Annotated in this window: 18 protein-coding genes; 16 read left to right on the top strand and 2 right to left on the bottom strand. The window is 62.5% G+C overall.

The features are described 5' to 3' along the window. Position 1 precedes the first annotated feature (1 nt). Positions 2-2647 (bottom strand): pyruvate dehydrogenase (acetyl-transferring), homodimeric type, encoded by a 2646-nt coding sequence (gene aceE, locus HCF10_RS11845; protein ID WP_131696822.1) that lies wholly within the window; start codon positions 2645-2647, stop codon positions 2-4. Between the two features lie 383 nt (positions 2648-3030). Between aceE and glnE the strand changes: the two genes are divergently transcribed. From glnE to HCF10_RS11785, 12 genes are all read left to right on the top strand, one after another. Continuing rightward, positions 3031-5970, top strand: a complete 2940-nt coding sequence (gene glnE, locus HCF10_RS11840) for a bifunctional [glutamate--ammonia ligase]-adenylyl-L-tyrosine phosphorylase/[glutamate--ammonia-ligase] adenylyltransferase (protein WP_167655571.1) — start codon at positions 3031-3033, stop codon at positions 5968-5970. Between the two features lie 54 nt (positions 5971-6024). Continuing rightward, positions 6025-7059: a lipopolysaccharide heptosyltransferase II gene (gene waaF / locus HCF10_RS11835; RefSeq protein WP_167655570.1), complete on the top strand. Its 1035-nt coding sequence runs from the start codon at positions 6025-6027 to the stop codon at positions 7057-7059. A gap of 1 nt (position 7060) precedes the next feature. Further along, entirely contained in the window at positions 7061-8122 is a 1062-nt protein-coding gene (gene waaC, locus HCF10_RS11830; RefSeq protein WP_131696819.1) for a lipopolysaccharide heptosyltransferase I, read from the top strand. After that, entirely contained in the window at positions 8122-9246 is a 1125-nt protein-coding gene (locus HCF10_RS11825) for a glycosyltransferase family 4 protein (RefSeq protein WP_167655569.1), read from the top strand. Before waaC ends, HCF10_RS11825 begins: the two co-directional genes overlap by 1 nt. Beyond that, positions 9243-10049 (top strand): lipopolysaccharide core heptose(I) kinase RfaP, encoded by an 807-nt coding sequence (gene rfaP / locus HCF10_RS11820; RefSeq protein WP_167655568.1) that lies wholly within the window; start codon positions 9243-9245, stop codon positions 10047-10049. Before HCF10_RS11825 ends, rfaP begins: the two co-directional genes overlap by 4 nt. Continuing rightward, the gene (locus tag HCF10_RS11815) at positions 10049-10783 is read left to right on the top strand and encodes a lipopolysaccharide kinase InaA family protein (RefSeq protein WP_167655567.1); all 735 of its coding nucleotides are present in this window, start codon (positions 10049-10051) and stop codon (positions 10781-10783) included. Before rfaP ends, HCF10_RS11815 begins: the two co-directional genes overlap by 1 nt. Then, positions 10780-11532, top strand: a complete 753-nt coding sequence (locus tag HCF10_RS11810; RefSeq protein ID WP_131696815.1) for a lipopolysaccharide kinase InaA family protein — start codon at positions 10780-10782, stop codon at positions 11530-11532. Before HCF10_RS11815 ends, HCF10_RS11810 begins: the two co-directional genes overlap by 4 nt. Continuing rightward, positions 11532-12974, top strand: coding sequence for a lipopolysaccharide kinase InaA family protein (locus tag HCF10_RS11805; RefSeq protein ID WP_167655566.1), 1443 nt, complete (start codon positions 11532-11534; stop codon positions 12972-12974). Before HCF10_RS11810 ends, HCF10_RS11805 begins: the two co-directional genes overlap by 1 nt. A 190-nt stretch (positions 12975-13164) precedes the next feature. Then, a complete protein-coding gene (locus tag HCF10_RS11800) occupies positions 13165-14151 on the top strand; it encodes a sugar ABC transporter substrate-binding protein (RefSeq protein WP_131696813.1) in 987 nt (328 codons plus the stop codon). Continuing rightward, on the top strand, positions 14151-15674 hold the full coding sequence (locus tag HCF10_RS11795) for a sugar ABC transporter ATP-binding protein (RefSeq protein ID WP_167655565.1): 1524 nt from the start codon (positions 14151-14153) through the stop codon (positions 15672-15674). Before HCF10_RS11800 ends, HCF10_RS11795 begins: the two co-directional genes overlap by 1 nt. Further along, positions 15667-16653 carry an ABC transporter permease gene (locus HCF10_RS11790; protein ID WP_145335974.1) on the top strand — a complete coding sequence of 329 codons (987 nt, stop codon included), beginning with the start codon at positions 15667-15669 and terminating at the stop codon, positions 16651-16653. The genes HCF10_RS11795 and HCF10_RS11790 overlap by 8 nt, the downstream gene beginning before the upstream one ends. Next, positions 16650-17576, top strand: a complete 927-nt coding sequence (locus HCF10_RS11785) for an ABC transporter permease (protein WP_167655564.1) — start codon at positions 16650-16652, stop codon at positions 17574-17576. Before HCF10_RS11790 ends, HCF10_RS11785 begins: the two co-directional genes overlap by 4 nt. Before the next feature lie 191 nt (positions 17577-17767). On the opposite strand, the gene HCF10_RS11780 is transcribed toward HCF10_RS11785, so the two are convergent. Then, the gene (locus HCF10_RS11780; protein WP_167655563.1) at positions 17768-19867 is read right to left on the bottom strand and encodes a TonB-dependent receptor family protein; all 2100 of its coding nucleotides are present in this window, start codon (positions 19865-19867) and stop codon (positions 17768-17770) included. Positions 19868-20183: 316 nt separating this feature from the next. Here HCF10_RS11780 and HCF10_RS11775 point away from each other — a divergent pair, with 316 nt between their 5' ends. The 4 genes from HCF10_RS11775 to HCF10_RS11760 are packed head-to-tail and all read left to right on the top strand — an operon-like array spanning position 20184 to position 25345. Then, on the top strand, positions 20184-21941 hold the full coding sequence (locus HCF10_RS11775; RefSeq protein ID WP_131696808.1) for a carbamoyltransferase family protein: 1758 nt from the start codon (positions 20184-20186) through the stop codon (positions 21939-21941). Then, entirely contained in the window at positions 21925-23055 is a 1131-nt protein-coding gene (locus HCF10_RS11770; protein ID WP_131696807.1) for a glycosyltransferase, read from the top strand. The genes HCF10_RS11775 and HCF10_RS11770 overlap by 17 nt, the downstream gene beginning before the upstream one ends. Then, positions 23055-23951: a GNAT family N-acetyltransferase gene (locus HCF10_RS11765; RefSeq protein ID WP_167655562.1), complete on the top strand. Its 897-nt coding sequence runs from the start codon at positions 23055-23057 to the stop codon at positions 23949-23951. Before HCF10_RS11770 ends, HCF10_RS11765 begins: the two co-directional genes overlap by 1 nt. Next, positions 23948-25345, top strand: a complete 1398-nt coding sequence (locus HCF10_RS11760; protein WP_167655561.1) for a PIG-L deacetylase family protein — start codon at positions 23948-23950, stop codon at positions 25343-25345. Before HCF10_RS11765 ends, HCF10_RS11760 begins: the two co-directional genes overlap by 4 nt. Positions 25346-25348: the final 3 nt, after the last annotated feature.

Here is a 25348-nt window from a genome sequence, read left to right as displayed (position 1 = left end):
CTCAGCAGTCCAGTGGGTTGCGTTTTTCCGGGTTGATCCCGAACTTGACGATAGCGTCCGCTACCACCTTGGGTTCGATCTCACCACGGTCAGCCAAGGCTTCCAGGGCTGCCAACACCACGAAGTGACGGTCGACTTCGAAGAAGTGACGCAGCTTCTTGCGGCTGTCACTGCGGCCGAAACCGTCGGTGCCCAGGACTTTGAATTCCTTGGACGGGACCCACTGGCGAATTTGTTCAGCAAACAGTTTCATGTAGTCGGTAGAGGCAATGACCGGGCCTTTACGGCCGGCCAGGCACTCTTCGACATAGCTCTGCGCAGGCTTCTGACCCGGGTGCAGGCGGTTGTTGCGCTCTACGGCCAGGCCATCGCGACGCAGTTCGTTGAAGCTGGTAACGCTCCACACATCGGCGCCGACGTTGAACTCGTCACGCAGGATCTTCGCCGCTTCACGGACTTCACGCAGGATGGTGCCGGAGCCCATCAGCTGCACGTGGTGCGCCGCTTCCTTGGTGTCTTCTTCGAGCAGGTACATGCCCTTGATGATGCCTTCCTCAACACCGGCCGGCATGGCGGGCTGCTGGTAGGACTCGTTCATCACGGTGATGTAGTAGAAAACGTCCTGCTGCTCTTCGGTCATCTTCTTCATGCCGTCCTGGATGATCACCGCCAGCTCATAGCCGTAGGTTGGATCAAAGGTGCGGCAGTTCGGGATGGTGGCAGCCAGGATGTGGCTGTGACCGTCTTCGTGTTGCAGGCCTTCGCCGTTCAGTGTGGTACGGCCGGCGGTACCGCCGATCAGGAAACCACGGGTACGGCTGTCGCCTGCTGCCCAAGCCAGGTCGCCGATACGCTGGAAACCAAACATCGAGTAGAAGATGTAGAACGGCAGCATCGGCTGGTTGTGGCTGGAGTACGAAGTACCGGCAGCGATGAAGGAGCTCATGGCGCCCGCTTCGTTGATGCCTTCTTCGAGGATCTGGCCCTTCTTGTCTTCCTTGTAGAACATCACCTGGTCTTTATCGACTGGCTCGTAGAGCTGGCCGACGGAGGAGTAGATGCCCAACTGACGGAACATGCCTTCCATACCGAAGGTACGGGCTTCGTCCGGGATGATCGGCACGATACGCGAACCGATTTCCTTGTCCTTGACCAGCTGCGCGAGGATCCGCACGAAGGCCATAGTGGTGGAGATTTCACGGTCGCCCGAGCCGTCCAGGATCGCCTTGAGGGTATCCAGCGGTGGTGTCGGGACGTTGAAGCTCTTGGCGCGGCGCTGTGGCACGAAACCGCCCAGTGCGGTACGACGTTCGCTCAGGTAGCGGGCTTCGGCGCTGTTCGGCTCCGGCTTGAAGAACGGCAGGTTCTCCAGCTCTTCGTCCTTGACCGGGATGTCGAAGCGGTCGCGGAACAGCTTCAGGCTGTCGACATCGACTTTCTTGGTGTTGTGCGCGGTGTTCTTCGCTTCGCCGGCACCGGTGCCATAACCCTTGATGGTCTTGGCCAGGATGACAGTCGGTTGTTCTTTGTGGTTGACCGCTTCGTGGTACGCCGCATAGACCTTGTACGGGTCGTGGCCGCCACGGTTGAGTTTCCAGATCTCGTCGTCGGACAGGTCGGCAACCATGGCCTTGAGTTCAGGCGTGTTGAAGAAGTGTTCACGCACGAACGCGCCGTCTTTGGCCTTGTAGTTCTGGTACTCGCCGTCGATGACTTCGTCCATGCGACGTTGCAGGATGCCGTCGACGTCCTTGGCCAGCAGTGGGTCCCAGAAACGGCCCCAGATGACCTTGGTCACGTTCCACTGGGCACCGCGGAACACGCCTTCGAGTTCCTGGATGATCTTGCCGTTGCCGCGAACCGGGCCGTCGAGGCGCTGCAGGTTGCAGTTGATGACGAAGATCAGGTTGTCCAGCTTCTCGCGGCCGGCCAGGGAGATGGCACCCAGGGATTCCGGCTCGTCGCACTCGCCGTCGCCCAGGAAGCACCAGACTTTCTGCTTGCCTTCCGGGATGAAGCCACGGGCTTCCAGGTACTTCATGAAACGTGCCTGGTAGATCGCCTGAATCGGGCCCAGGCCCATGGATACAGTCGGGAACTGCCAGAAATCAGGCATCAGCCAAGGGTGCGGGTAGGACGACAGGCCCTGACCGTCGACTTCCTGGCGGAAGTTGTTCATTTGCTCTTCGCTGATGCGACCTTCCATGAACGCACGGGCGTAGACGCCTGGCGAGGTGTGGCCCTGGAAGTAGATCAGGTCGCCGCCGTGTTCTTCGGTCGGGGCCTGGAAGAAGTAGTTGAAGCCGATGTCATACAGGGTTGCGCTGGAAGCGAAGCTGGAGATGTGACCGCCCAGGTCAGAATCTTTCAAGTTCGTGCGCATTACCATCGCCATGGCGTTCCAACGTACCAGCGAGCGAATGCGGCGTTCCATGAACAGGTCGCCAGGCATGCGTGCTTCGTGGGTAACGGGGATGGTGTTGCGGTATGGCGTGGTGATGGCGTAGGGCAGTTGCGAGCCGCTGCGGGTCGCGAGTTCGCCCATACGGGTCATCAGGTAGTGAGCACGGTCTTCGCCTTCTTTGTCGAGAACCGATTCCAGGGCGTCCAGCCATTCCTGGGTTTCGACGGGATCGAGGTCTTGCATGGCTTGCTCCAGGGCGGAAAGGCTACCAGAATCGGTTGCCTGAAGTTTGCGACTGGCCTTGTGGGCAGACGACATAAATTCTTGGATGGCCGAAGGTTGCTTCGGCGTCCTGTAGTTTTACTACAAATCGTCGGCCATTTCAGCCTTTCGAATGTATATACGAGTAGTAAAACTACACAAGACTGAGCGGATTGCTCGGTCTAGCTGGTGAGCATAATCGTTATTGTTGATCTTTTGCGAACAAGAAAAGGTAGAAGTTTAATGTTGCCTGCCAAAAATTACATATTTTCAGCTATTTATCACCTTTGTTCGACAGTCCTTCATCAAGCGCGGTGCTCGCCTTCACAGCAGCAAGCCATTTACGCGCCGACCAAGGATAGACCATGAGCCTTCCAACGCTGACCGAACTGCCGGCCATTCTGTTGCCAAAAGCCCAGCGGGCCGAGCAGTCATTTCGTGACGCCGTGGCCGCGCTGGACGCCGATCATGGCCTTTCTGCGTGGACGCCGCAACGGTGGGCCGACTTCGCCCGGGTGTGCGCCGCCAGTGATTTCGTCATTGAACAGAGTGTTCGTGACCCTTTGATGTTGCTCGAGTTGGCTGCCTGGGGCGAGCTGGACCGCGGCTTTGCGCCGGGTGAGCTGTGCGGGCAGATTGCCGGGGCCGTGCAACAGGTCGAAACAGAAGATGAGCTGGGCCGTGTACTGCGTCGCCAGCGTACGCGCCAGCAAGTGCGCATCATCTGGCGCGACCTGACCCGCCAGGCCGACCTGGTGCACACCTGTCGCGACCTCTCCGACATGGCCGACGCCAGTATCGACCAGGCCTATCAATGGCTGTACCAGCGCCACTGCGTACAGTTCGGCACGCCGACCGGGCGGCGCAGCGGCGAGCCGCAGCACATGGTCATCCTCGGCATGGGCAAGCTCGGTGCGGTAGAGCTGAACCTGTCGTCGGATATCGACCTGATCTTCGCCTACCCCGAGGGCGGCGAAACAGTGGGCGTGAAGCGCTCCCTGGATAACCAGGAATTCTTTATTCGCCTTGGTCAAAAATTGATCAAGGCCCTCGACCCGATGACCGTCGACGGCTTTGTGTTCCGTGTCGACATGCGCCTGCGCCCCTACGGTTCGGCCGGTGCCCTGGTGCTCAGCTTCAATGCGCTGGAACAGTACTACCAGGACCAGGGCCGCGACTGGGAACGCTACGCCATGATCAAGGCGCGCGTGGTCGCCGGTGACCAGGTTGCCGGTGCGCAGTTGCTCGATATGCTGCGACCGTTCGTGTACCGCCGCTACCTGGACTTTTCCGCCATCGAAGCGCTGCGCACCATGAAGCAGCTGATCCAGCAGGAAGTCCGGCGCAAAGGCATGGCCGACAATATCAAGCTGGGCTCGGGCGGCATCCGCGAAGTGGAATTTATCGCCCAGGCATTCCAGCTGATCCACGGCGGCCGCGACCTTAGCCTGCAGCAACGGCCGCTGCTCAAGGTGCTCGGCACCCTGGAAGGCCAGGGTTACCTGCCGCCGGCGGTGATCGCCGAGTTGCGCAATGGCTATGAATTCCTGCGTTACACCGAACATGCGATCCAGGCGATTGCCGACCGCCAGACCCAAATGCTGCCGGACAGCCCTGAAGACCAGGCGCGCATTGCCTTTATGCTCGGCTTTGCCGACTGGACGGCGTTCCATGAGCGCCTGATGTACTGGCGTGGCCGCGTGGACTGGCACTTCCGCCAGGTGATTGCGGATCCCGATGAGGAAGAAGGTGCGGAAAGCGAGTTGGTCGTAGGTGGGGAATGGTTGCCGCTGTGGGAAGAGTCCCAGGACGAAGAGGCCGCCTGCCGCCAATTGGCTGAAGGCGGCTTCACTGACGCCACCAAAGCCCTTAAAGCCCTGGCCAGTCTGCGCAACAGCCCGCAACTGCGCGCCATGCAACGCTTGGGGCGCGAACGCCTGGATGCGTTTATCCCACGCCTGCTGGCCCAGGCCGTCGAGCACGCCAACCCGGACCTGGTGCTGGAGCGCGTACTGCCGTTGGTGGAAGCTGTCGCCCGCCGTTCGGCCTATCTGGTGCTGCTGACGGAGAATCCCGACGCCCTGCGCCGCCTGCTGACCCTGTGCGCCGCCAGCCCGTGGATCGCCGAGCAGATCACGCGCTTCCCGCTGCTGCTGGATGAATTGCTCAACGAAGGCCGCCTGTTCAAGCCACCGCTGGCGCCGGAACTCGCCGCCGAGTTGCGCGAACGCCTCACGCGCATCCCCGAGGATGACCTGGAGCAGCAGATGGAAGCCCTGCGGCACTTCAAACTGGCCCACCGCCTGCGCGTGGCCGCTTCGGAAATCGCCGGCAGCCTGCCGTTGATGAAAGTCAGCGACTACCTGACCTGGCTCGCCGAAGCCATCCTCGAACAAGTGCTGGCCCTGGCCTGGCGCCAGACGGTCGCCCGGCACGGTTCGCCGCAGCGGTTGGACGGTACCCTGTGCGATCCTGGGTTCATCATTGTCGGTTATGGGAAAGTCGGCGGCATCGAATTGGGGCATGGTTCTGATCTGGATCTGGTGTTTATCCACGATGGCGATCCGCAGGCCGAGACCGACGGTGCCAAGCCGATCGACGGCGCGCAGTTCTTCACGCGCCTGGGCCAGCGGATCATTCACCTGCTGACCACCCAGACCAACTCCGGCCAGTTGTATGAAGTGGACATGCGCCTGCGACCTTCCGGCGCATCCGGGTTATTGGTCAGTTCCCTCGGGGCGTTTGACCGCTATCAACAAAGTGAAGCATGGACCTGGGAACATCAGGCCCTGATCCGCGCGCGGGTGCTGGTGGGCAGCCAGGATGTGGGCCACGCATTCGAGCAGGTACGGGCTAAAGTGTTGGGGCGTGAGCGCGACTTGGCGAAGTTGCGCCAGGAGGTCAGCGAGATGCGCGCCAAGATGCGTGACAACCTGGGTACCAAGGCCACGGCGGCCGGCACCGGCGCCAATGCCTTCGACGCCACGGCGCTGTTCGACCTCAAGCAGGACGCCGGAGGTATCGTCGATATTGAATTTATGGTGCAATACGCGGCTTTGGCGTGGTCTGCGCAACATCCATCGTTGCTGCGCTATACCGACAATATCCGCATTCTGGAAGGCCTGGAGCAGGTGGGGTTGATGCCCGCCGCCGATGCCCATCTGCTGCGCGAGGTGTATAAGGCCTACCGTTCCGCCGCGCATCGCCAGGCCTTGCAAAACGAGGCCGGTACGGTGCCCGGTGATCAGTTCGCTGACGAACGGCGCCAGGTGATGCGAATCTGGCAGGCGCTGGGGTTGAGTTGAAACACTATTAGGGCGGGGAGGCATAAGCCTCCCCGCATCGTTTGTGGAAACTACATGAATATTCTGATCGTTGGGCCCAGTTGGGTCGGTGACATGGTGATGGCGCAGACACTGTTCCAGAGCCTGCGCGTGCGCTACCCAGACTGCCAGATCGACGTGCTCGCTCCTGAGTGGAGCCGGCCGATCCTCGAGCGCATGCCCGAAGTGCGCAAGGCCTTGAGCTTTCCGCTCGGCCACGGTGCCCTGGAACTGGCGACCCGCCGTCGCATCGGTAAATCCCTGGCGGGCCAGTACGACCAGGCGATCCTGTTGCCCAACTCGCTGAAGTCGGCGCTGGTGCCGTATTTTGCCGGCATTCCCAAGCGCACCGGCTGGCGCGGCGAGTTTCGCTACGTCTTGCTCAACGACGTGCGCACGCTGGACAAGGCGCGCTACCCGCTGATGATCGAACGTTTCATGGCCCTGGCCTATGCGCCGGGTGCCGAGTTGCCCAAGCCATACCCGCGCCCCAGCCTGCAGATCGACCCGGTGACCCGCGATGCGGCACTCGCCAAATTCGGCCTGGCCCTTGATCGCCCGGTGTTGGCCCTGTGCCCCGGCGCCGAGTTTGGCGAGTCCAAGCGTTGGCCGTCGGAGCACTACGCCAAGGTTGCCGAGACCAAGATCCGTGAAGGCTGGCAGGTGTGGTTGTTTGGTTCGAAGAAGGATCACCCGGTAGGTGAGGACATTCGCCAGCGCCTGATCCCCGGCCTGCGCGAAGAAGCGGTGAACCTCAGTGGCGACACGTCCCTGGCCGAGGCCATCGACCTGCTGTCCTGCGCCGATTCGGTGGTGTCCAACGACTCCGGCCTGATGCACGTCGCCGCTGCGCTGAATCGCCCGTTGGTGGCGGTGTACGGTTCCACCTCGCCGGGCTTCACCCCGCCGTTGGCCGACCAGGTCGAAGTGGTGCGCCTGGGGCTGGATTGCAGCCCTTGTTTTGATCGCACCTGCCGTTTCGGCCATTACAACTGCATGCGCCAATTGCTGCCGCAGCCGGTAACCGATGCCTTGCAACGGTTGCAGGGCGACGTGGTCGAGGTTCACTGAGTTGCGGGTACTGGTAATCAAGACCTCATCCCTGGGCGACGTGATCCATGCCTTGCCGGCACTGACCGACGCGGCGCGGGCGATCCCTGGCATTCGCTTCGACTGGGTGGTGGAAGAAGGCTTCGCCGAAATCCCCACCTGGCACCCGGCCGTCGACAAGGTGATCCCGGTGGCGATCCGCCGCTGGCGCAAGAACCTCTGGCAAACCTTCAAGAGCGGCGAGTGGCGGCGCTTCAAGCAGCAAGTCCAGTCGACCAAATACGACCTGGTGATCGATGCCCAGGGCCTGTTCAAAAGTGCCTGGCTGACCCGCTACGTGCGTGCTCCGGTGGCCGGATTCGACCAGCACTCGGCCCGTGAGCCGATTGCGGCGCGCTTCTATTCGCGGCGCCTGGCCGTGGCCCGTGGGCAGCATGCGGTGGAGCGTTTGCGTCAACTGTTCGCCGTGGCCCTCGGCTATGACTTGCCCAAAGGCTTGGGTGACTACGGCCTCAGCACCGAAAAACTCCTCGGCCTGCCGCCGAAAAAGCCCTTCGTCCTGCTGCTGCACGGCACCACCTGGGACACCAAGCATTGGCCCGAAGCCTATTGGCGCGAGTTGGCTGAACGCATGGGCCGCCTGGGCGTGGACGTGAAGTTGCCCTGGGGCAACGCCGCCGAAAAGGCCCGGGCTGAGCGCTTGGCCCAAGGCCTGAACAACGCCGAAGTGCTGCCCAAGCTGAACCTGGCCGGTGTGGCCCGTGTATTGGCTGGCGCCCGCGCCTGTGTGGCGGTGGACACCGGATTGGGGCATCTGGCGGCGGCACTGGATGTGCCGACCATTTCCCTGTTCGGCCCCACCAACCCCGGCCTGACCGGCGCCTACGGCAAGGGCCAGATTCACCTGGCCAGCGACTTTCCGTGTGCGCCGTGCCTGCAAAAACAATGTACCTATCAACCGACAGCCGACGACCTGCGTCGGTTCGACATCAAGCGCGAGTCGCCCCTGTGTTTCACGCGCCTGAACCCTGAGCGTGTGGCAACCCGGCTGAGCACGTTGTTACTGGCTGAGGAGCTGCACTGATGCAACTGGCTTTTGTTCTGTACAAATATTTCCCCTTCGGCGGCCTGCAGCGCGACTTCATGCGCATCGCCCTGGAATGCCAGCAGCGCGGCCATCAGATTCGTGTCTACACGCTGATCTGGGAAGGTGACATTCCGCCGGGTTTCGAAGTGCTGGTGGCGCCGGTCAAGGCGTTCTTCAACCATCGGCGCAACGAGAAGCTCAGCGCCTGGATGGCGGCCGACCTGGCCAAGCGCCCGGTGGACCGTCTGATCGGCTTCAACAAGATGCCCGGCCTCGACGTGTACTACGCCGCCGACGGCTGCTTTGAAGACAAGGCGCAAAACCTGCGCCATTCGCTGTACCGCAGTTTTGGCCGCTATCGCCATTTTGCCGAGTACGAGCGCGCGGTGTTTGCCAAGGACGCCAAGACCGAAGTCTTGATGATTTCCGAAGTGCAGCAGCCGCTGTTCATCAAGCATTACGACACGCCGCTGGAGCGCTTTCACCTGTTGCCACCGGGCATTGCCCAGGACCGCCGCGCGCCGCCGAATGCGGCCGAGATTCGTGAAGGCTTCCGCAAGGAATTCAACCTGGGCGATGACGACCTGCTGCTGGTGCAAATCGGTTCCGGCTTCAAGACCAAGGGCGTCGACCGCAGCCTCAAGGCCGTCGCCGCGTTGCCGACCGAGCTGAAAAAACGCACGCGCCTGTTTGTAATCGGCCAGGACGACCCCAAGGTATTCCAACTGCAAAGCGCCACCCTTGGGCTGGGCGATAACGTGCAGTTCCTCAAGGGTCGCAGCGATATTCCGCGTTTCTTGCTGGGCGCCGACCTGTTGATCCACCCGGCGTACAACGAAAACACCGGCACCGTATTGCTCGAAGCCCTGGTGGCCGGGTTGCCGGTGCTGGTCTCGGCCGTGTGTGGTTATGCCCATTACATCGCCGAAGCCGACAGCGGCATGGTGCTGGACGAGCCGTTTGAACAGGCTCAGTTGAACCAGTACCTGGCGCAGATGTTGACCGATTCTGCACAGCGCGCGGCCTGGGGCCGCAATGGGTTGGCCTTCGCCGAGACGGCCGACCTCTACAGCATGCCGCAGCACGCTGCGGATGTGATTCTGGCGGAGCCAAAACGATGAAGTTGATTCTTGCCGAACCGTTCAAGACGTTATGGGCCGGGCGTGACGCCTTTGCCGAAGTCGAGAAACTGCAAGGCCAGGTATTCCGTGAACTGGCGGCGCGTCGCACGCTGCGCACCGAGGTGGATGGCCGCCCGTATTTCGTGAAAATCCACCGTGGCATCGGGTGGGCGGAAATCTTCAAGAACCTGATCACCGCCAAGCTGCCGGTGCTCGGCGCCGGCCTGGAATGGGATGCCATTCACCGCTTGCAGGAGATCGGCGTACCGACCATGACCGGCGTGGCCTTCGGCGAAAAAGGCAGCAACCCGGCGGACCAGCACTCGTTCATCATCACTGAAGAATTGGCGCCGACCGTCAGCCTTGAAGACCTCACCGTCAACTGGGTCGCCGAACCGCCCACACCTGCACTGCGCCATGCGCTCACGGCCGAACTGGCGCGCATGGTCGGCGACATGCACCGGGGCGGCGTGAATCACCGCGATTGCTACCTGTGCCACTTCCTGTTGGACACGTCCAAGCCGATCGACGCACGCAACATCAAGCTCTCGGTGATCGACCTGCACCGGGCGCAGATGCGCGCCCATCTGCCAATGCGTTGGCGCGACAAGGACCTCGCCGCGCTGTACTACTCGGCGCTGGAAATCGGCCTGACCCGGCGCGATAAACTGCGCTTCCTCAAGGGCTATTTCCGCCAACCGCTGCGTCAGATCCTGGCCGAGCAATCGGCGTCCCTGAGCCTGATGCAACGCAAGGCCGACAAGTTGTACGCCCGCAAGCAACGTTACGGGGATGCGATCTGATGGCGGGTTGGAACCTGGAACCTGCCTACGCCGCCCTGGCGGATGATTTTGGAAGTCTCGAAGCGGTGTTTGCCCTGCAAGGCGAGCGGCTGACCCGCGACCCACTGTCGGAAGTAATCCGGGTGGAGCGTGACGGGGTCAATTACTACGTCAAGCGCTACACGGGCGCCGGCAAGGGCCTGCGGCGTTACCTGGGCAAGCCGCGGGTCAAGTCCGAATGGCAGAACCTCAAGCGCTTCGCCAAGTGGGGCATTCCCACTGCCGACGTGGTCGCCTGGGGCCTGGAACGCAGCGGCCTGGCCTATGATCGTGGCGCGATGATCACGCGCGAGTTGCCGAGGACAGAAGACCTCTCGGTCCTGGCCGAACGTAAGGATGCGCGCCTGCGCGATCCCAGGTGGGTCAGCGCGGTCAGCCGCCAGCTCGCCGAATACACGCGCACCATGCACGATCATCGCTTTACCCATAACGACTTGAAGTGGCGCAACCTGCTGATCGACGACCAGGCCACCCTGTACCTGATCGATTGCCCCAACGGCGATTTCTGGCGCGGTTTCTGGCTCAAGTACCGCATTACCAAGGACCTGGCCTGCCTGGACAAGGTGGCCAAGTATCACTTGTCGGCCACCCAGCGCCTGCGCTTCTACATGCAGTACCGTCAGTGTCGGCACCTGAGTGAGTCGGACAAACGGCGGATTCGCCACGTAGTGAAGTTTTTCGAGGGACGTGAATGAGTGATTTCCTGGCGGCTGAAGATCGCGCCCTGCTGGAGCGCCACGGCCTTGCGACCTTCGACGCCCTGTGGGCCAAGCAACTGGACGCGGTGGACGAGCCGAACACCAGCCGTGGCGGCTGGAGCAGCGTGTTTCGCCTGGAGCTCGACGGCCACGGTTATTACCTCAAGCGCCAGAGCAACTACCTCACGCGCAGCTTGCACCGGCCCTTGGGCGAGCCGAGTTTTTCCCGCGAGTTCCGCAACATCAGCCGTTACCGCAAGCTCGGGATCCCGGCGCTGCAGGCGGCGTTCTACGGCGAGCGCAAAGTCGCCGGTGAACACCGCGCGATGCTGCTGACCCGTGCCCTGGACGGCTGGAATGACCTGGATTCGTTGCTGGAACAATGGGCGCAACTGAGCGACGCCCAGCACCGCGCAATCCTTCTGGCCTGCGGCCTGTTGGCGCGCCGGTTGCACAGCGTCGGCCAGGTGCATGGCTGTTTTTACCCCAAGCATATTTTCCTGCAGGCCACTGGTGACGGCTACGCCGCGCAGTTGATCGACCTGGAGAAAACCCGCCCGCTGCTGTTCGGCTGGCGGGACCGGGTCAAGGACCTGGAACCGTTGTTGCGCCGTGCGCCGCAGTGGTCGGACGCACAGGTGCGTCAGCTGCTGGCGGCTTACCTCGATCAGCCCGAGGGCAGCGCACTCGTCACCGCCTGGCTGCAACGCCTGACGAAGCGGCGTAGCCACAAGGAGAACCGCTGATGCGTCTGTCCGAGTTGAAACACGCCGGCCGCACGCCGAGCCTGCCCCTCACTATCGACCTGGCGGATGCCGCCGGCCCTGGCCAACTGCAGCTGCTGAGCCTGTTGCGGGTGTTGCCGGGCGAGCGCTACGTGGGCGCGGCGGTATGGCGCGGGCGTCCGGTGCTGGCCAAATTATTGGTGGGCAGCAAGGCCGCGCGGCATTTCCAGCGTGAACTCAGCGGCGTTCGCCTGCTGGCCGAGCAAGGCCTGACCACCCCGCTATTGCTCGCCGATGGCTTGCAGGAAGGCGAGGGCGGCTGGCTGCTGTTCGAGTTTATCGAAGGTGCCGAGAGCCTGGCTGATGCCTGGCAGGCAGTCGAAGCGCTGCCGCCCCTGGCCGACGAGCAAACCGCCGTGCTGGCCGAGGCGCTGGGTGCGATCGGGCAGATGCATGCCAAGGGCCTGTGGCAGGAAGACCTGCACCTGGACAACCTGCTGCGTCAGGACGGCAAGCTGTACCTGATCGATGGCGCCGGTATTCGCGTCGAAGAGGCCGGCAAGTCACTGTCGCGTAACCGCGTGCTGGAAAACCTCGGGGTATTTTTCGCCCAATTGCCGAAAAACCTCGAGCCGTTTACCGAAGAATTACTGGTGTACTACCTGCTGGGCAACGGCGAGCACGCCTTGCCCCTCGAAGCCCTGGAAAAGCAGGTGCGCAAGGTCAGCGCCTGGCGCCTGAAGGACTTCTTGAACAAGGTGGGCCGCGACTGCACGCTGTTCAGCGTGGTGCGTGGCGCCTTTGCCTTGCGCGCGATTCGTCGCGAAGAAGAGTCCGCGATGCTGCCGGTGCTGGCGCAGGCGGATGCGCTGCTGGATCAGGGCCACCTGTACAAGACCGGTGGTGCGGCCAGTGTGGCCAAGGTCGAAGTGGCCGGCCGGCCGCTGGTGATCAAGCGCTATAACATCAAGGGCTTCGCCCATTGGCTCAAGCGCTTCTGGCGCCCGAGCCGCGCCTGGCATTCCTGGCGCGAAGGCAATCGCCTGGCCTTCCTCGGCATCGCCACGCCCAAGCCGCTGGCCGTACTGGAAAAGCGTTTTTTCTGGCTGCGCAGCCGCGCTTACCTGGTCACCGAATACCTGCCGGGCCCGGACATCATCGAGCGTTTCGCGCCCTATATCGAACACGGTGACGCGCCGGAAGATGAACTGCTGGCGCTGGACCATTTGTTCGCCGAGCTGATTCGCGAGCGCATCAGCCATGGCGACTTCAAGGGCCATAACCTGTTCTGGGATAAGGATCGCTGGTCGCTGATCGACCTCGACGCGATGTGCCAACACAGCTCTGCCGCCAGCTTCGCCCCGGCGTATGCCAGGGACCGTGTGCGGTTTATGCGAAATTGGCCTGAGAGTAGTGCGTTGTATCAGATGATTGATCAGCGTTTGCCGAAGCAACCGACCTGATCGTTCCCACGCAGGGTGAACGATCAAGAACTGTTGCCTGAGCAACAGTTATCGGACAGTTGTTGGCTCATAACGACAGCCCGCCTTAACCCGCAAACGTTATGCCCTTGATTTGATGCAATAAAAATCCTGGCACGGGCTCTGCAATGCCTCCTGGTGAACCCTTTCACCGGTCGCAGCGGAGCCCTGTATGCCTTCCAGCCTTTCCTCGTTTTCCCGTTTGATCTGCCTTGGCGCCGTGCTGTTGCTGGGCCATGTCGTCAGTGTCCAGGCCGCCGAGGGCGATGATGCGGTGCCGTCCCTGGCCGGCAAGCGCATTGCAGTGAGCATGACCGGCACCAGTCACTATTTCGATATCAAGGCGTTCCAGGCCCAGGTCGATGAGATCAAGCGCCTGGGCGGCACGCCGATCACCCTCGATGCCGGGCGTAATGACAAGAACCTGGTGACCCAACTGCAAACGGTGGTCACCCAGAAACCCGACGCCGTGATCCAGACCCTCGGCACCCTCAGCGTGATCGACCCCTGGCTCAAGCGCATCAGCAAGGCCGGCATCCCGTTGTTCACCATCGATGCACCGTCCCAATACAGCCTCAACAACACCACCTCCGACAACGTCGCCACCGGCAAGGCCTTGGCCGATCAATTGATCAAGGACGCTGGCGGCAAAGGCAAGATCCTGGTGTTCAACGGCTTCTACGGCGTGCCGGTGTGTGCGATCCGTTATGACCAGTTGAAGCTGGCGCTCAAGGATTACCCCCAGCTGGAAATCATCCAGCCGGAGCTTCGCGACGTGATCCCCAACACCGTGCAGGACGCCTATTCCCAAGTGTCGGCGCTGCTCAACAAATACCCGGCGGGCAGCGTCTCGGCGATCTGGTCGGCGTGGGATATTCCGCAACTGGGCGCGAGCAAGGCGCTGATCGATGCAAAGCGCACCGAGATCAAGACTTACGGCGTCGACGGTACGCCGGAAGTGCTGGCGCTGCTCGGCCAGGCGAATTCGCCGGTGGGGGCGGTGGTGGCGCAGCAACCGGCGTTGATCGGCAAGACCGCTGTGCAGAACGTGGCGCGTTACCTGGCCGGGCAACGTGACCTGCCCAAGGAAACCCATGTCGCCACGCTGCTGACCACCGCCGCCAACCTGGCGCAGGTTCAGCAACTGCGGGGTGACTGATGCCGGCATTGCACCTGCAACACCTGCATAAACGCTTTGGCGCCACCCTGGCGCTGGATGATGCGAGCCTTAAAGTCGAACGCGGCAGCATCCACGGCCTGGTCGGGGAGAACGGTGCGGGCAAGTCGACCTTGATCAAGATCCTGGCCGGCATCCACAAGGCGGACGCGGGGCAGGTGAGTATCGGTGGCCAGTCGTACGCCGCGCTTTCACCGCGTCAGGTGGATGCGCTGGGCGTGCAGTTCATCCATCAGGAGCGCCTATTGCCGGCGAGTTTTACCGTGGGCGAAGCGCTGTTTTTCGGGCATGAGTTGCGGCGCGGGCCGTTTGTGGATCGACGCCGGCAGCAGCGTGAAGCCGAGCGCTTGCTGGCGGAATATTTTGATCTGCAATTGCCCGCCGGCGCGCTGGTGAGTGAGCTGAGCAGTGCCGAGCGCCAGGTGCTGCAAATCACCCGTGCGTTGATTCGCCAGCCCAAGATTCTGGTGTTCGACGAACCCAGCGTGGCGCTGGTCAAGCGCGAAGTCGACCAGTTGCTGCGCATCGTCAAGCGCCTGCGCGACCTGGGTTTATCCATCCTGTACATCTCCCATTACCTGCAGGAAATCGACAGCCTGTGCGATGAAGTCACGGTGCTGCGCAATGGTCGGGACGTGGCGGTGGTGCAGCCCCGGCATACGTCCAGCGCCGAGATTGCGCGGCTGATGGTCAATCGCGAAGTGCAGGAGATGTACCCCAAGGCCAAGGTTGCGCTGGGGGCGCCGTTGTTGCAGGTGCGCGGGTTGAGCCTGGCGCGGCGCTATCGGCAGATCGATCTGGACGTGCGGCGCGGAGAAATCGTTGGCCTGACCGGGTTGGTCGGCTCGGGAGCCAAGGAATTGTTCAAGACGCTCTTCGGTGTCGAGCGCGCCGACAGCGGCAGTGTGCATCTGGACGGGCGTCTACTGCGCCTGCGTTCGCCGGGCCAGGCGATTGCCGCGGGTATTGCGCTGGTGCCCGAAGAGCGGCGCAGCCAGGGAGTTTCGCCAGTGCTTTCGGTGCTGGAAAACCTCACGCTGGCGGGGCTCGGGCGGTTCAGCCGCTGGGGGTTGTTAAGCCGCCGCAAGGAGCAGGCGGAAAGCCTGCGGCTGATCGACGAATTGGCAATCAAGGCGCCTGGGCCCCAAGCGGCCGTCAGCCAGCTCAGTGGCGGCAACCAGCAGAAGGTCGCCCTGGGAAAATGGCTGAGCCGCCGCTCGGCGGTGTACCTGCTGGATGAACCCTGCGTGGGGGTGGATGTGGGCGCCAAGGTGGAGATCTATCGCTTGATCGGGCGCTTGGTGGAAGAGGGGGCGGCGGTGCTGGTGTTGTCTTCGGATTTGCCGGAGTTGTTGGGGATCAGTGATCGCATCCTGGTGTTGCATCGGGGGGAGATCGCCGCTGAATTCCGTGCGGGGGAAGCGGACAGCGATCAGTTGCTGGCCTGTGCGACGGGAGCCGTGGCTGCTGCGGCTTCAAACGTTCGCGAGGTGGAACATGCTTGACGCGGCGGCTCCTGGGTTATCGCAGCGGTTGTGGGTGCTGGTGCTGCGCCGTGGTTCGGTGGGCGTGTTTGTGGCGATCCTGCTGGGGTTTGCCGTGGCTGCGCCGAACTTTCTGTCGGTGGGTAATCTGGCCAATGTGTTCAGCCAGTCGGCGATCCTCGGTGTGCTGGCCTTCGGGCTCACCTGTGTGATTATCGGCGGCGGTTCTAACGTGGTGTCCGGAGGACTGGACCTGTCGCTGGCGGCCAACCTGGGGTTGTGCGCGGCGGTGTTCAGCCGCCTCAATAATGCCGGCCTGGATCTCGGGTTGACGTTGCTGCTGACCCTGGGCTGCGGCCTGGCGGTCGGCTTGCTCAATGGAATGGCCGTGGTGGTGCTGCGTTTGCCGCCGTTGCTGGCGACCCTGGCCAGCATGAATGTGTTGGCCGGGCTGGAGTTGGTGTTGACGGAGAACACGGTGGTCTCCACGGATTCGCCGTTACTGGACCTGCTCAGTGGCGGCGCCTGGTTGGGCGTACCGGCCCTGGCCTGGGTGTTGTTGCTGACAGCGGGGGCGCTGACATTGCTGATCCAGCATTCGGCCTACGGGCTGCGCCTGCATGCGGTGGGCGAATATCCCCAGGCGGCCGAAGCGGCGGGTATTGGCGTGTCCGCCTACGTGCTGTCGAGCTATTTACTGTCCGGCCTGTGCGCCGCCGTGGCTGCGCTGTGTTCGGCGGCGTTTTTCAGCGGCAGCACTACCGGTTCTGGCGACATGCTGCTGTCGGTGGTGGCGATCGCCTTTCTCGGCGTGGTGTTTTCCCGGCGGCTGGTGGCGAGTATTCCGGGGACTTTACTGGCGGCGTTGTTGATCGGTTTTCTGATCAATGGCTTTCAATTGCTTAACGTCTCCAGCTTTTGGGTCAATGGTGTGCAGGGCGTGTTGATCTTGCTGGTCGTCGCGGCGTCCAGTGCATTGAACCGAGGGGCGACGGCATGAACGCACGGGCCTTATTGCCGCTGACATTGCCACTGGTATTCACGCTGATTGTCGTGGTGTTTGCGCTGCAAGCGCCGGGCTTCCTCAGTGCAGGCAACCTGCAAAGCCTGGTGCTGAACAACTTCGTGCTGCTGGCGATTGTTGCCATCGGCATGACCTACGCGGTGGCGGCCGGTGGCATCGACCTGTCGGTGGGCACGGCGCTGGACTTTGCCAGTTTCAGTTTTGTCGTGCTGCTCAACGCCGGGCATGGCTGGGCGGTGGCCGTAACGGGCGCGCTGGCGGCGGCGCTGCTGGTGGGGCTGGTCAATGCGGGCTTGATTGCCGGGCTGCGGATCAGTCCGTTTCTGGCCACGCTTGGGACTCTGTTTATCGGCACCAGCGCCCAGCAATTGCTCTCGGACGGCGGCCAGCCGATCTATATCGTCCAAGGCTTGAAGCCTGAGCTGACGGGGCTGACACCGCTGCTGATCGTAGTGGGGCTGGCGCTGTTCTACGGCCTGGCACTGGCGCGCGGACGCCTGGGTCGCGAGTTGCTGGCCCAGGGCACCCAGCCGCTGCTGGCGTATTACTCGGGGTTGTCGGTGCGGCGTATCGTCACCGTCGTGGCCCTGGCTACCGCCCTGGCCTGTGGGGTAGCGGGCGTGTTGCTCGGTTCGACAGTCAGCGCCTATGTGCCGCTGTCCGGTAACGCGTTTTTGCTCAATGCGATTGGTGCGGTGTTTATCGGTACCACCTTGAGCAGACAGGGCCGGGCGAATATTCCCGGGACCCTGCTGGGCGTGTTGTTTATCAACGTGATCGCCAACGGGCTGCTGCTGATCGGCTGGAATTTCTACTGGCAGCAGGTGGCGACCGGGGTGCTGATCTTTATCGTGCTGAGCTTCAGTTTTGCCAGCCGGCGGATGCTGGAGCGCGTCTAGTGTTGCACCCCGAAAGCTGGACTCCATCCGACGCTTGGGGGGGCATGAGCAAGCTCCCCTTATTGCATAAACAATTTCAGGCGACCGAATTCCTGTGGCGAGCGGGCTTGCCACAGGGGTTCCGGTTTGCTCCGCGACAGCGCTATGTCGAAGAGGTAGCGGGGGCCTTCCACATTTAATGTGTGGGGCGTTCAGAATTGATACTCGGCACCCGCCCCGGCATACCACGAGCGTCCAGGTGCCGCCTCGTAGTAGCGGCCGTTGCCGTCGCCGACGATCACCGAGCCGACGTACTGGCGGTCCAGCAGGTTATCCAGGCGCAGGGTCTGGTGGAAGGTCCAGTGTTCGACCTTCTGCTCGAACCGTGCGCGCCAGTTGAACACGCTGTAGCCCGGCGCGGCGTGTTGGCTGTTGGTGTCTTCGACGTAGACCTTACTGCGGTACATGCCCTCGACAGCGGTGCTGACCCAGTCCCGGGGTTTCCAGTTCAGCTCGGCGAACAGCGTGGTTTGGGGTACGCCGGGAAGGTAGTTGCCTTTGTCGACGGGTTTTGCGCCGCCGATGAAGTCGCTGTCGTAGGTGGCTTGCAGGCGGGTGTAGGCGAGGTTGGTGCTCCAGTGTTCGGCGAGTTGGCTTTCGATACCCAGTTCGAAACCCCGGCGCAGGGTGCGGCCGGCGTTTTGGTAGGTGGTGCGCCCTCCGCTGGATTGCTGCACTACCAGTTCGTCCTCGGTGGTGATCTGAAAGAGGGCCGCATTCACGCGGGTGTCCTGGCCAATGCGAGCTTTCAGGCCAACTTCATACTGTTTGCTGACCGATGGCTTGAGCGCAAAGTTGAAGCCGTTCGCCGTGCTGGAATATGCGGACTCGGCCTGAGTTGGGGTTTCGAAGCCCCTGCCCGCGCTTACATAACCGTGCAAGTCAGGCGTGAAGGCGTACATGACGCTGACCGACGGCGTGTTCTTCTGGTAGGTCTTGCTGCCGCCGTCGTTGCCGTCGCTGAGGAAGTGATCGTCTACGTCCATTTCCATGGTGCTGTGGCGCAGGCCCGCTTGCAGGGTCCAGTCACCCAGCAGCCAGTTGGCTTGCACGAACGGGTCGAGGCTGGTGGCGGTATCGATTTCATCGCGGCCCAAGGCCCCTTTGACACCATGCACCCCATTGACGGTGTTGGAATAACCTTGGCGATCATCCTGGCTGCGGTCGTAGTCGAGGCCGGTGATCAGGGTCAGCTCGCCGGGTGCGCTGGTGATGGGTTGCAGCCAATGGAGGGAGCCGCCATAAAACTTGCGGTCGAAAGCCACCACACCGCCGCGAGCGTTAGCCGGATTGGCGGCTCCACTGCCGAACTTGTCCGGGATCGACAGATACTGAATCACACTCCGGCGCCCGGTATACCCGTTCACCTGCAGCGTCGCATCACCGAAGTACCGCTCATAATTCATGCCCAATTGCTGATGATCGATACTTTTGCGCGTGTTGTACGTCAGCGCATTGGTGCTTACCGAGCGCGGGTCGGCCTTGTAGGCGTCCCAGGTCTGTCCCAATGGATCCTGGGTGCCATTCTGCTCCAGGCTGCTGTAGATCAGCGCGAGCTTGCTGTCGTCATCCGGTTGGACATTGAGCTTGGCGAAGGTCTGGTCGCGACGGGCGCTGCTGTGGTCGCGGTAGCCGTTGGTGTCCATGCGCGAGGCGTCGAGTACAAAGCCTGCGCCATTCGCCGCGCCTTCGGCGTTCAGGTGGTTTTTGTTCAGGCCGTCGCTGCCCACCAGGGTTTCGGCGCCGATGCGCGGCGGGCCTTCGCCATCGCGGGAAAACATCTGGATCACGCCGCCGGCATTGCTGCCATACAGGGTGGCGGCCGGGCCGCGTAGCACTTCGATGCGCTCGGCGGTGTCGAGGTTGAACGTGGCGGCCTGGCCCTGGCCGTCCGGGGTGCTGGCGGGAATGCCGTCGGCGATCAGCTTGATGCCGCGCACACCGAAGGCCGAACGGGCGCCGAAGCCGCGGGAGGAAATCTGCAGGTCCTGGGCATAGTTCTGGCGGTTCTGCACCACCAGGCCTGGCACGCGGGACAGGGCTTCGGAGGCGTTGATGCCCAATTGGCCGTCGCTGATCTGCTCGCGGCTGATGCCGTCCACCGAGTACGGCAGGTCGAAGGTCGGGCTGGCGCTGCGCGAGCCGGTAACGACGCTGGGGTCGAGAATCAGGGCGGTATCATCAGCCTGGACGACGCCGCACAGGGCGAGCAGGCCGGGCAGCAGCAGGTTGCAGCGGGCGAGGGGGGTCATGAGTCAGCCGGAATCCGTAGCGCTTAGGGTGTAAACGCGCAAAAGGGCGCGAGTTTAGTGGCTTGGAGGATTTTTATCATTCAGGAATCCGGCAGTGCGACCGATCAGCACGGTCGCACTGGGCGCAGGCGGGGCGCGTCAGCGTGATCGGCCTTTGCGAACGGCGATGGCAGGCGACTCTTGCCGCTCGCCGCTAACAGCTTTCCACTGCTTTTGAGCTATAATCCCGCCCTTTAGCTGTTTCCTGCCCAGGCGGGAAGCACACTTTTTTCAGGCGCAACCCGCCTGCATGCAGACTAAAAGAGGCTAGACCCCTGTGGCATTGACGATTCTTGGCCTGTCCGGCGCCCTTAGCCATGATCCTTCCGCAGCCTTGTATATCGACGGCAAGCTGATCGCGGCCGCCGAAGAAGAGCGCTTCGTACGCGACAAACATGCAAAGAACCGCATGCCCTACGAGTCGGCGAAGTTCTGCCTGGAACAGGCCGGCATCAAGCCTTCCGACGTTGATGTGGTGGCGATCCCGTTCGCCCCGATCAGCCTGTTCGGCGAGGCGCGCTGGCACTACGCCAAGCGTTACTGGTACGCCCCGGACCGCGCACTCGACGCGATCCTGATGGGCAACCGTCGTTACAAGCGCTATCGCAACAAGATCGTCTGGTGCCTGGAGCAACTGGGCTTCGATCCGAAGAAAATCAAGATTGAACCGGTTGAACACCACCTGGCCCACGCGTCCAGCGCCTACCACTGCTCCGGCTTCCAGGAGAAGACCGCGATCCTCGGGATCGACGGCAAGGGTGAGTACGCCACCACGTTCTTCGGCTACGGCGAGAACGGCAAGATCCACAAGATCAAGGAATTCTACGATCCGGACTCCCTCGGCGGCCTGTACGGCGCGATCACTGAGTTCCTCGGTTTCGAGATGCTCGACGGCGAGTTCAAGGTCATGGGTATGGCGCCTTACGGCGATGCCAGCAAATACGATTTCTCGCGTCTGGCTTCGTTTGAAAACGGTGAGTTGGTGATCAACACCGACTACGCCAACGTCATCGGCCTGCGCCGTTATAAAGAGAAGGGCAAGGGCTTCTACTTCTCGCCGAAACTGATCGAATGGCTGGGGCCCAAGCGCGAAGGCGACATCGCCGACGAGCCGTACATCCACTACGCCGCCAGCATGCAGGCGTTGTTTGAAAAGCTGGCCTTGCAGATGATCGACCATTACCTGGGCGACATCCTCAAGGACACCGGCAAGCTGGCCTTCGCCGGCGGCTGCGCGCTGAACGTCAAGCTGAACCAGAAGATCATTGCCCGTGACGACGTGAAGGAGCTGTTCGTGCAGCCGGCGTCCGGCGATGCCGGCACCGCCGTCGGTGCCGCCGCCTACGTGTCCCACGCCCGTGGTGTACCGGTGGAGAAGATGGAACACGTCTACCTCGGCCCGTCCTACAGCAACGAAGACGTAATCGCCGCGTGCGCCAGGCACGAGAGCAAGCCGAACTGGCGCAAGATCGAGAACATGCCTGCGCGCATCGCCAAGATCATGGTCGACGGCAACCCGGTGGCCTGGTTCCAGGGGCGCATGGAGTTTGGCCCGCGCGCCCTGGGCGGTCGTTCGATCATCGGTTGCCCAAGTGCAACCGGCGTGGCAGACCGCATTAACCACCAGATCAAGTTCCGCGAGCGCTGGAGGCCTTTCTGCCCGTCGATGCTCGACACCGTGGCGCCGCAGATGATCAAGGTCGACCACCCTGCGCCGTTCATGACCTTCACCTTTGAAGTGTCGGAAGAGTGGAAGACCCGCGTGCCGGAAGTGGTCCATGAAGATGGCACCTCCCGCGCCCAGGTGCTCAAGCGCGAATACAACCCGCGCTACTACGACATGATGAAAGAGCTGGAAGTACTGACCGGCAATGGCGTGTCCCTGAACACCTCGCTCAACCGTCGTGGCGAAGCGATGATCTGCTCGCCGACCGACGCGCTGAACATGTTCTTCGGCTCCGACCTGCAATACCTGATCATGGAAGACATCCTGGTCGTCAAAGACGGCGTGGACCCTTATGACGCGCTCGGCTGAACGCCACGTCCTGCAGTTCTGCCATGGCTATGACGGGCCGTTCCTGGACTGCGCGCGGCAGTACGCCAGCTTGTTCGCAGACTCCGGCTACAAGGTGACCACGGTGTTTCTCACCGGGGTCGCCGACCCGCAAGTGGCCGCCGGTTGTGCGTCCGATGAGGTGTTGTTCATGGAATTCAGCTCCAAGGCCATTCGTGGCCTGAAGCTGGGTGCCATCCGTGAACTGCGCAAGATCGCCGCGTCGCGCAACTTCAGTTTTTGTATCGCGCACCGTTTCAAGCCGATCTACATTGCCTTGCTCGGCACGCGGCTGCCGGTGATTGGCGTACATCACGCCTTTGGTGATTACCAGCGCCGCAGCCGCAAGCTGTTTGCCGGGATTTTCCGCAAACGCTTGAGCCTGCTGGGTGTTTCCGACGCGGTGCGTGATGACATGCGCCACTGCTTGCCGACCTGGCCTGCGGCACGTATCCAGACCTTGTATAACCGCATCGACGTTGACGCTTTGCAGGCCACCCAGGTGCCTGCGCATGAGGCGCGCGATGCGCTGGGGTTGTCGCCGGACGAGTGGGTGGTCGGCAATGTCGGCCGCCTGCACCCGGACAAGGACCAGGCCACGCTGCTCAAGGGCTTTGCCCTGGCGCTGCCGCACCTGCCGGCTGAAAGCCGCCTGGCGATCCTCGGCAGCGGGCGCCTGGAGCAGGACCTCAAGGCTCTCGCACACGAGCTGGGTATTGCCGACAAGGTGTTGTTCCTCGGCCAGGTGCCGGAGGCGCGCCGGTATTTCCGTGCATTCGATGTGTTTGCCCTAAGCTCCGACCACGAACCCTTTGGCATGGTGCTGCTGGAAGCCATGGCGGCCGGCGTCCCGCTGCTGGCCACGGCCTGTGGCGGCGCGAAGGAAGTGGTCGAAGGCGTGGGTATCCTGTTTCCCTTCGGCGATGCCGAACACCTCGCCCAGGGGCTGCGGCACCTGGCAGCGATGGATCAACACCAGCAACGGCAGTGCGCCGAGATGATGCTGGAGCGCCTGCGCGAGCGTTTCTCGGACCAGGCGGTACGCGATACCTTCTGGCAATTGCCGCACGTTATTGAACTGACTGCGGGGGCTTGATGCTCAATCGATTCCAAGGCTGGCGTGAGCGTGGCTGGTCCGTCGTCGACGCGCCGGTCTACAGCGATGCCTGGCAGCGTTTTGGCGGCAGTGTCGCGACCCATCCGCAAGTGATCGAACGTTTGGCCGGGCTGGCCGACATCCCGGTGCGTTACCTGGCCTGGGAGCAGGGTGGCGAGCTTCAGGCGTGCATCGCGACCTGGGGGCGCGACCTGGCCTTGTCCAAGGACGTGCTCAAGCAGCGCGGCAAAAAAGGCCTGTTCGACCTGGGTAACGCCGAGTTGATCCTGCCGGCCGCGCCTGCAGCCCAGGCGCCCTTGCGGCACCGCGCACGCTACTTGTCGGCCCTGAATGAAGGCCGTTTCAGCGGCCTCAAGCCCCAGGCCGAACAATTGGCCATGGCCCGCACACCGGAAGAACTGTCGAAGAAGTTCCGCTACAACCAGCGTCGCGAACTGCGCTTGCTCGAAGAAGCCGGTGGTGTGGTGCGGCCGGTGAGCGAGTTTTCCAGCGAGGAGCTGGCGGCGATCTACTGCGACCTGTTCCTGCGTCGCTGGGGCTTTGTCGCCACGGGCGCCGAACGTATGGCCGAGGTGATCGAGCTGTTGCGCGACTGGCTGATCGGCTCGGTGATTTTCCTCAATGACGCGCCCATCGCTATCCAGTTGGTGTACCGGGTCGAGTCGCCGGAGTGGATCAGCGTGGAGTACGTCAACGGTGGTGTCGACCCTGAAACCCGTGCATTCAGTCCGGGCAGCGTCCTGAGCTTCCTCAATACCCAGAGCGCCTGGGAACAGGCGCGTGAAGTCGGCAAGCCGCTGCGTTTTTCCTTTGGGCGTGCCGACCGCGAGTACAAGGACCGTTGGTGCAACCCTGTGCCGGTGCTGACCGTATGAGCCGCAAACAGCAATTGCTCAAGCGCCATCGGCGCAATAAACGGGTCGGCTTGCTGATCGGCCTGCTGTTGCTGGTGGTGATTGGCCTCTGGGCGGCCTGGTGGCTGCCGTTGGTGCTCGGTGTGCTGGCCTGGGTCGCCCATGAGGCATGGTTTGCCGACCATCTGTTTTATGCGCCCAACGAAGACTACCAATACCGGTTTTCGGCGGACGCCGAGGTGGCTGGGGTTCGCTTCGAAGGTAACCGGCTGCGGGTGGATTCGCCGCTGCAAGCCGAGGCGACGCTGGTGTTGGCTATCAAGGTCAAGGGCAGCTGGCTGGGACGTTTTCTCGACCCTGTGGTTGAAATTTCGGCGGGTGACAACACGGACCGGCAAGCTTTCGAGCGTGGGGTAAACGGTGTCCGTTATCTGAACCTCAGTGGCTGGGCACCGGCCCTGATGTCCGGTGAGCTGCGTTTACGCGGGCGCTTTTGCAGCCTGCAGGGCGCTCCTCGGCTGTGGGCCTGGGGCACGCCGGATTATTCGGCGCAACGGGTCATGGTTATCGCGCCTCACGCCGACGATGCCGAACTGGCTGCCTTTGGCCTTTACAGCCAGGCCGACAAGCCGTGGATCGTGACCCTCACCGCCGGTGAAATCGAAGCCGAGCACTATCAGCACATGGGCCTGGATCCGGTCGAGGCCGCGCGAATCAAAGGGCGCCTGCGTGCCTGGGACAGCATTGTCGTGCCGCTTTGGGCCGGGGTGCCACAGGCGCACTGCGTACAGCTGGGTTACTTCTGCCTGCAACTGCCGGCGATGCGCGCTGCGCCTGATCAGCCGATCGCTTCGCGCGAGGCCGACCTGTCGGATACCCGCCTGTTCCGCCAATTCAATCCTTTCCCGTTGCCGGCGGATGCCGATGGCCTGCCGACCTGGCAGAACCTGCTCGCTGATCTGCGTCAGTTACTGCTGACCGCACGCCCTGAAGTGATCGTCTTGCCCCATCCGATCCTGGATCCCCATCCTGACCACATCTGCGCGCAGCAAGCGGTGATCGAAGCCTTGCAGGGTTTGGAGTGGCAGCCGACCACCGTGCTCGGTTACGCCAACCACCTGCATGACAACGACCGCTGGCCCATGGGGGACGCGGGTGCCGGTATTGCCTTGCCGCCGCTGTTCGATGACGCGCTGGAACTGTGGCCGTGCAGCCTGTCGCTGTCGCCGGCACAGCAACGCGACAAGGCCATGGCGCTGGGCATGATGCATGACCTGCAACCCGCCCCGCCGTTCAAGCGCCGTGTGCGGCGCTGGCTGCAGCGGGTCTTGGCGGGGCGGGCGCGGTCGCCTTATGGTGAGAACGAGTTTTTCCGCAAGGCCGTACGACGGCATGAGTTGTTCTGGCGTTTGTGAAAG

Source organism: Pseudomonas sp. B14(2022), from assembly GCF_012030485.1.
In the GTDB taxonomy this organism is placed as follows: domain Bacteria; phylum Pseudomonadota; class Gammaproteobacteria; order Pseudomonadales; family Pseudomonadaceae; genus Aquipseudomonas.
Note: the sequence above shows the minus strand (reverse complement) of the source record. Positions and strands in the feature narration are given on the sequence as shown.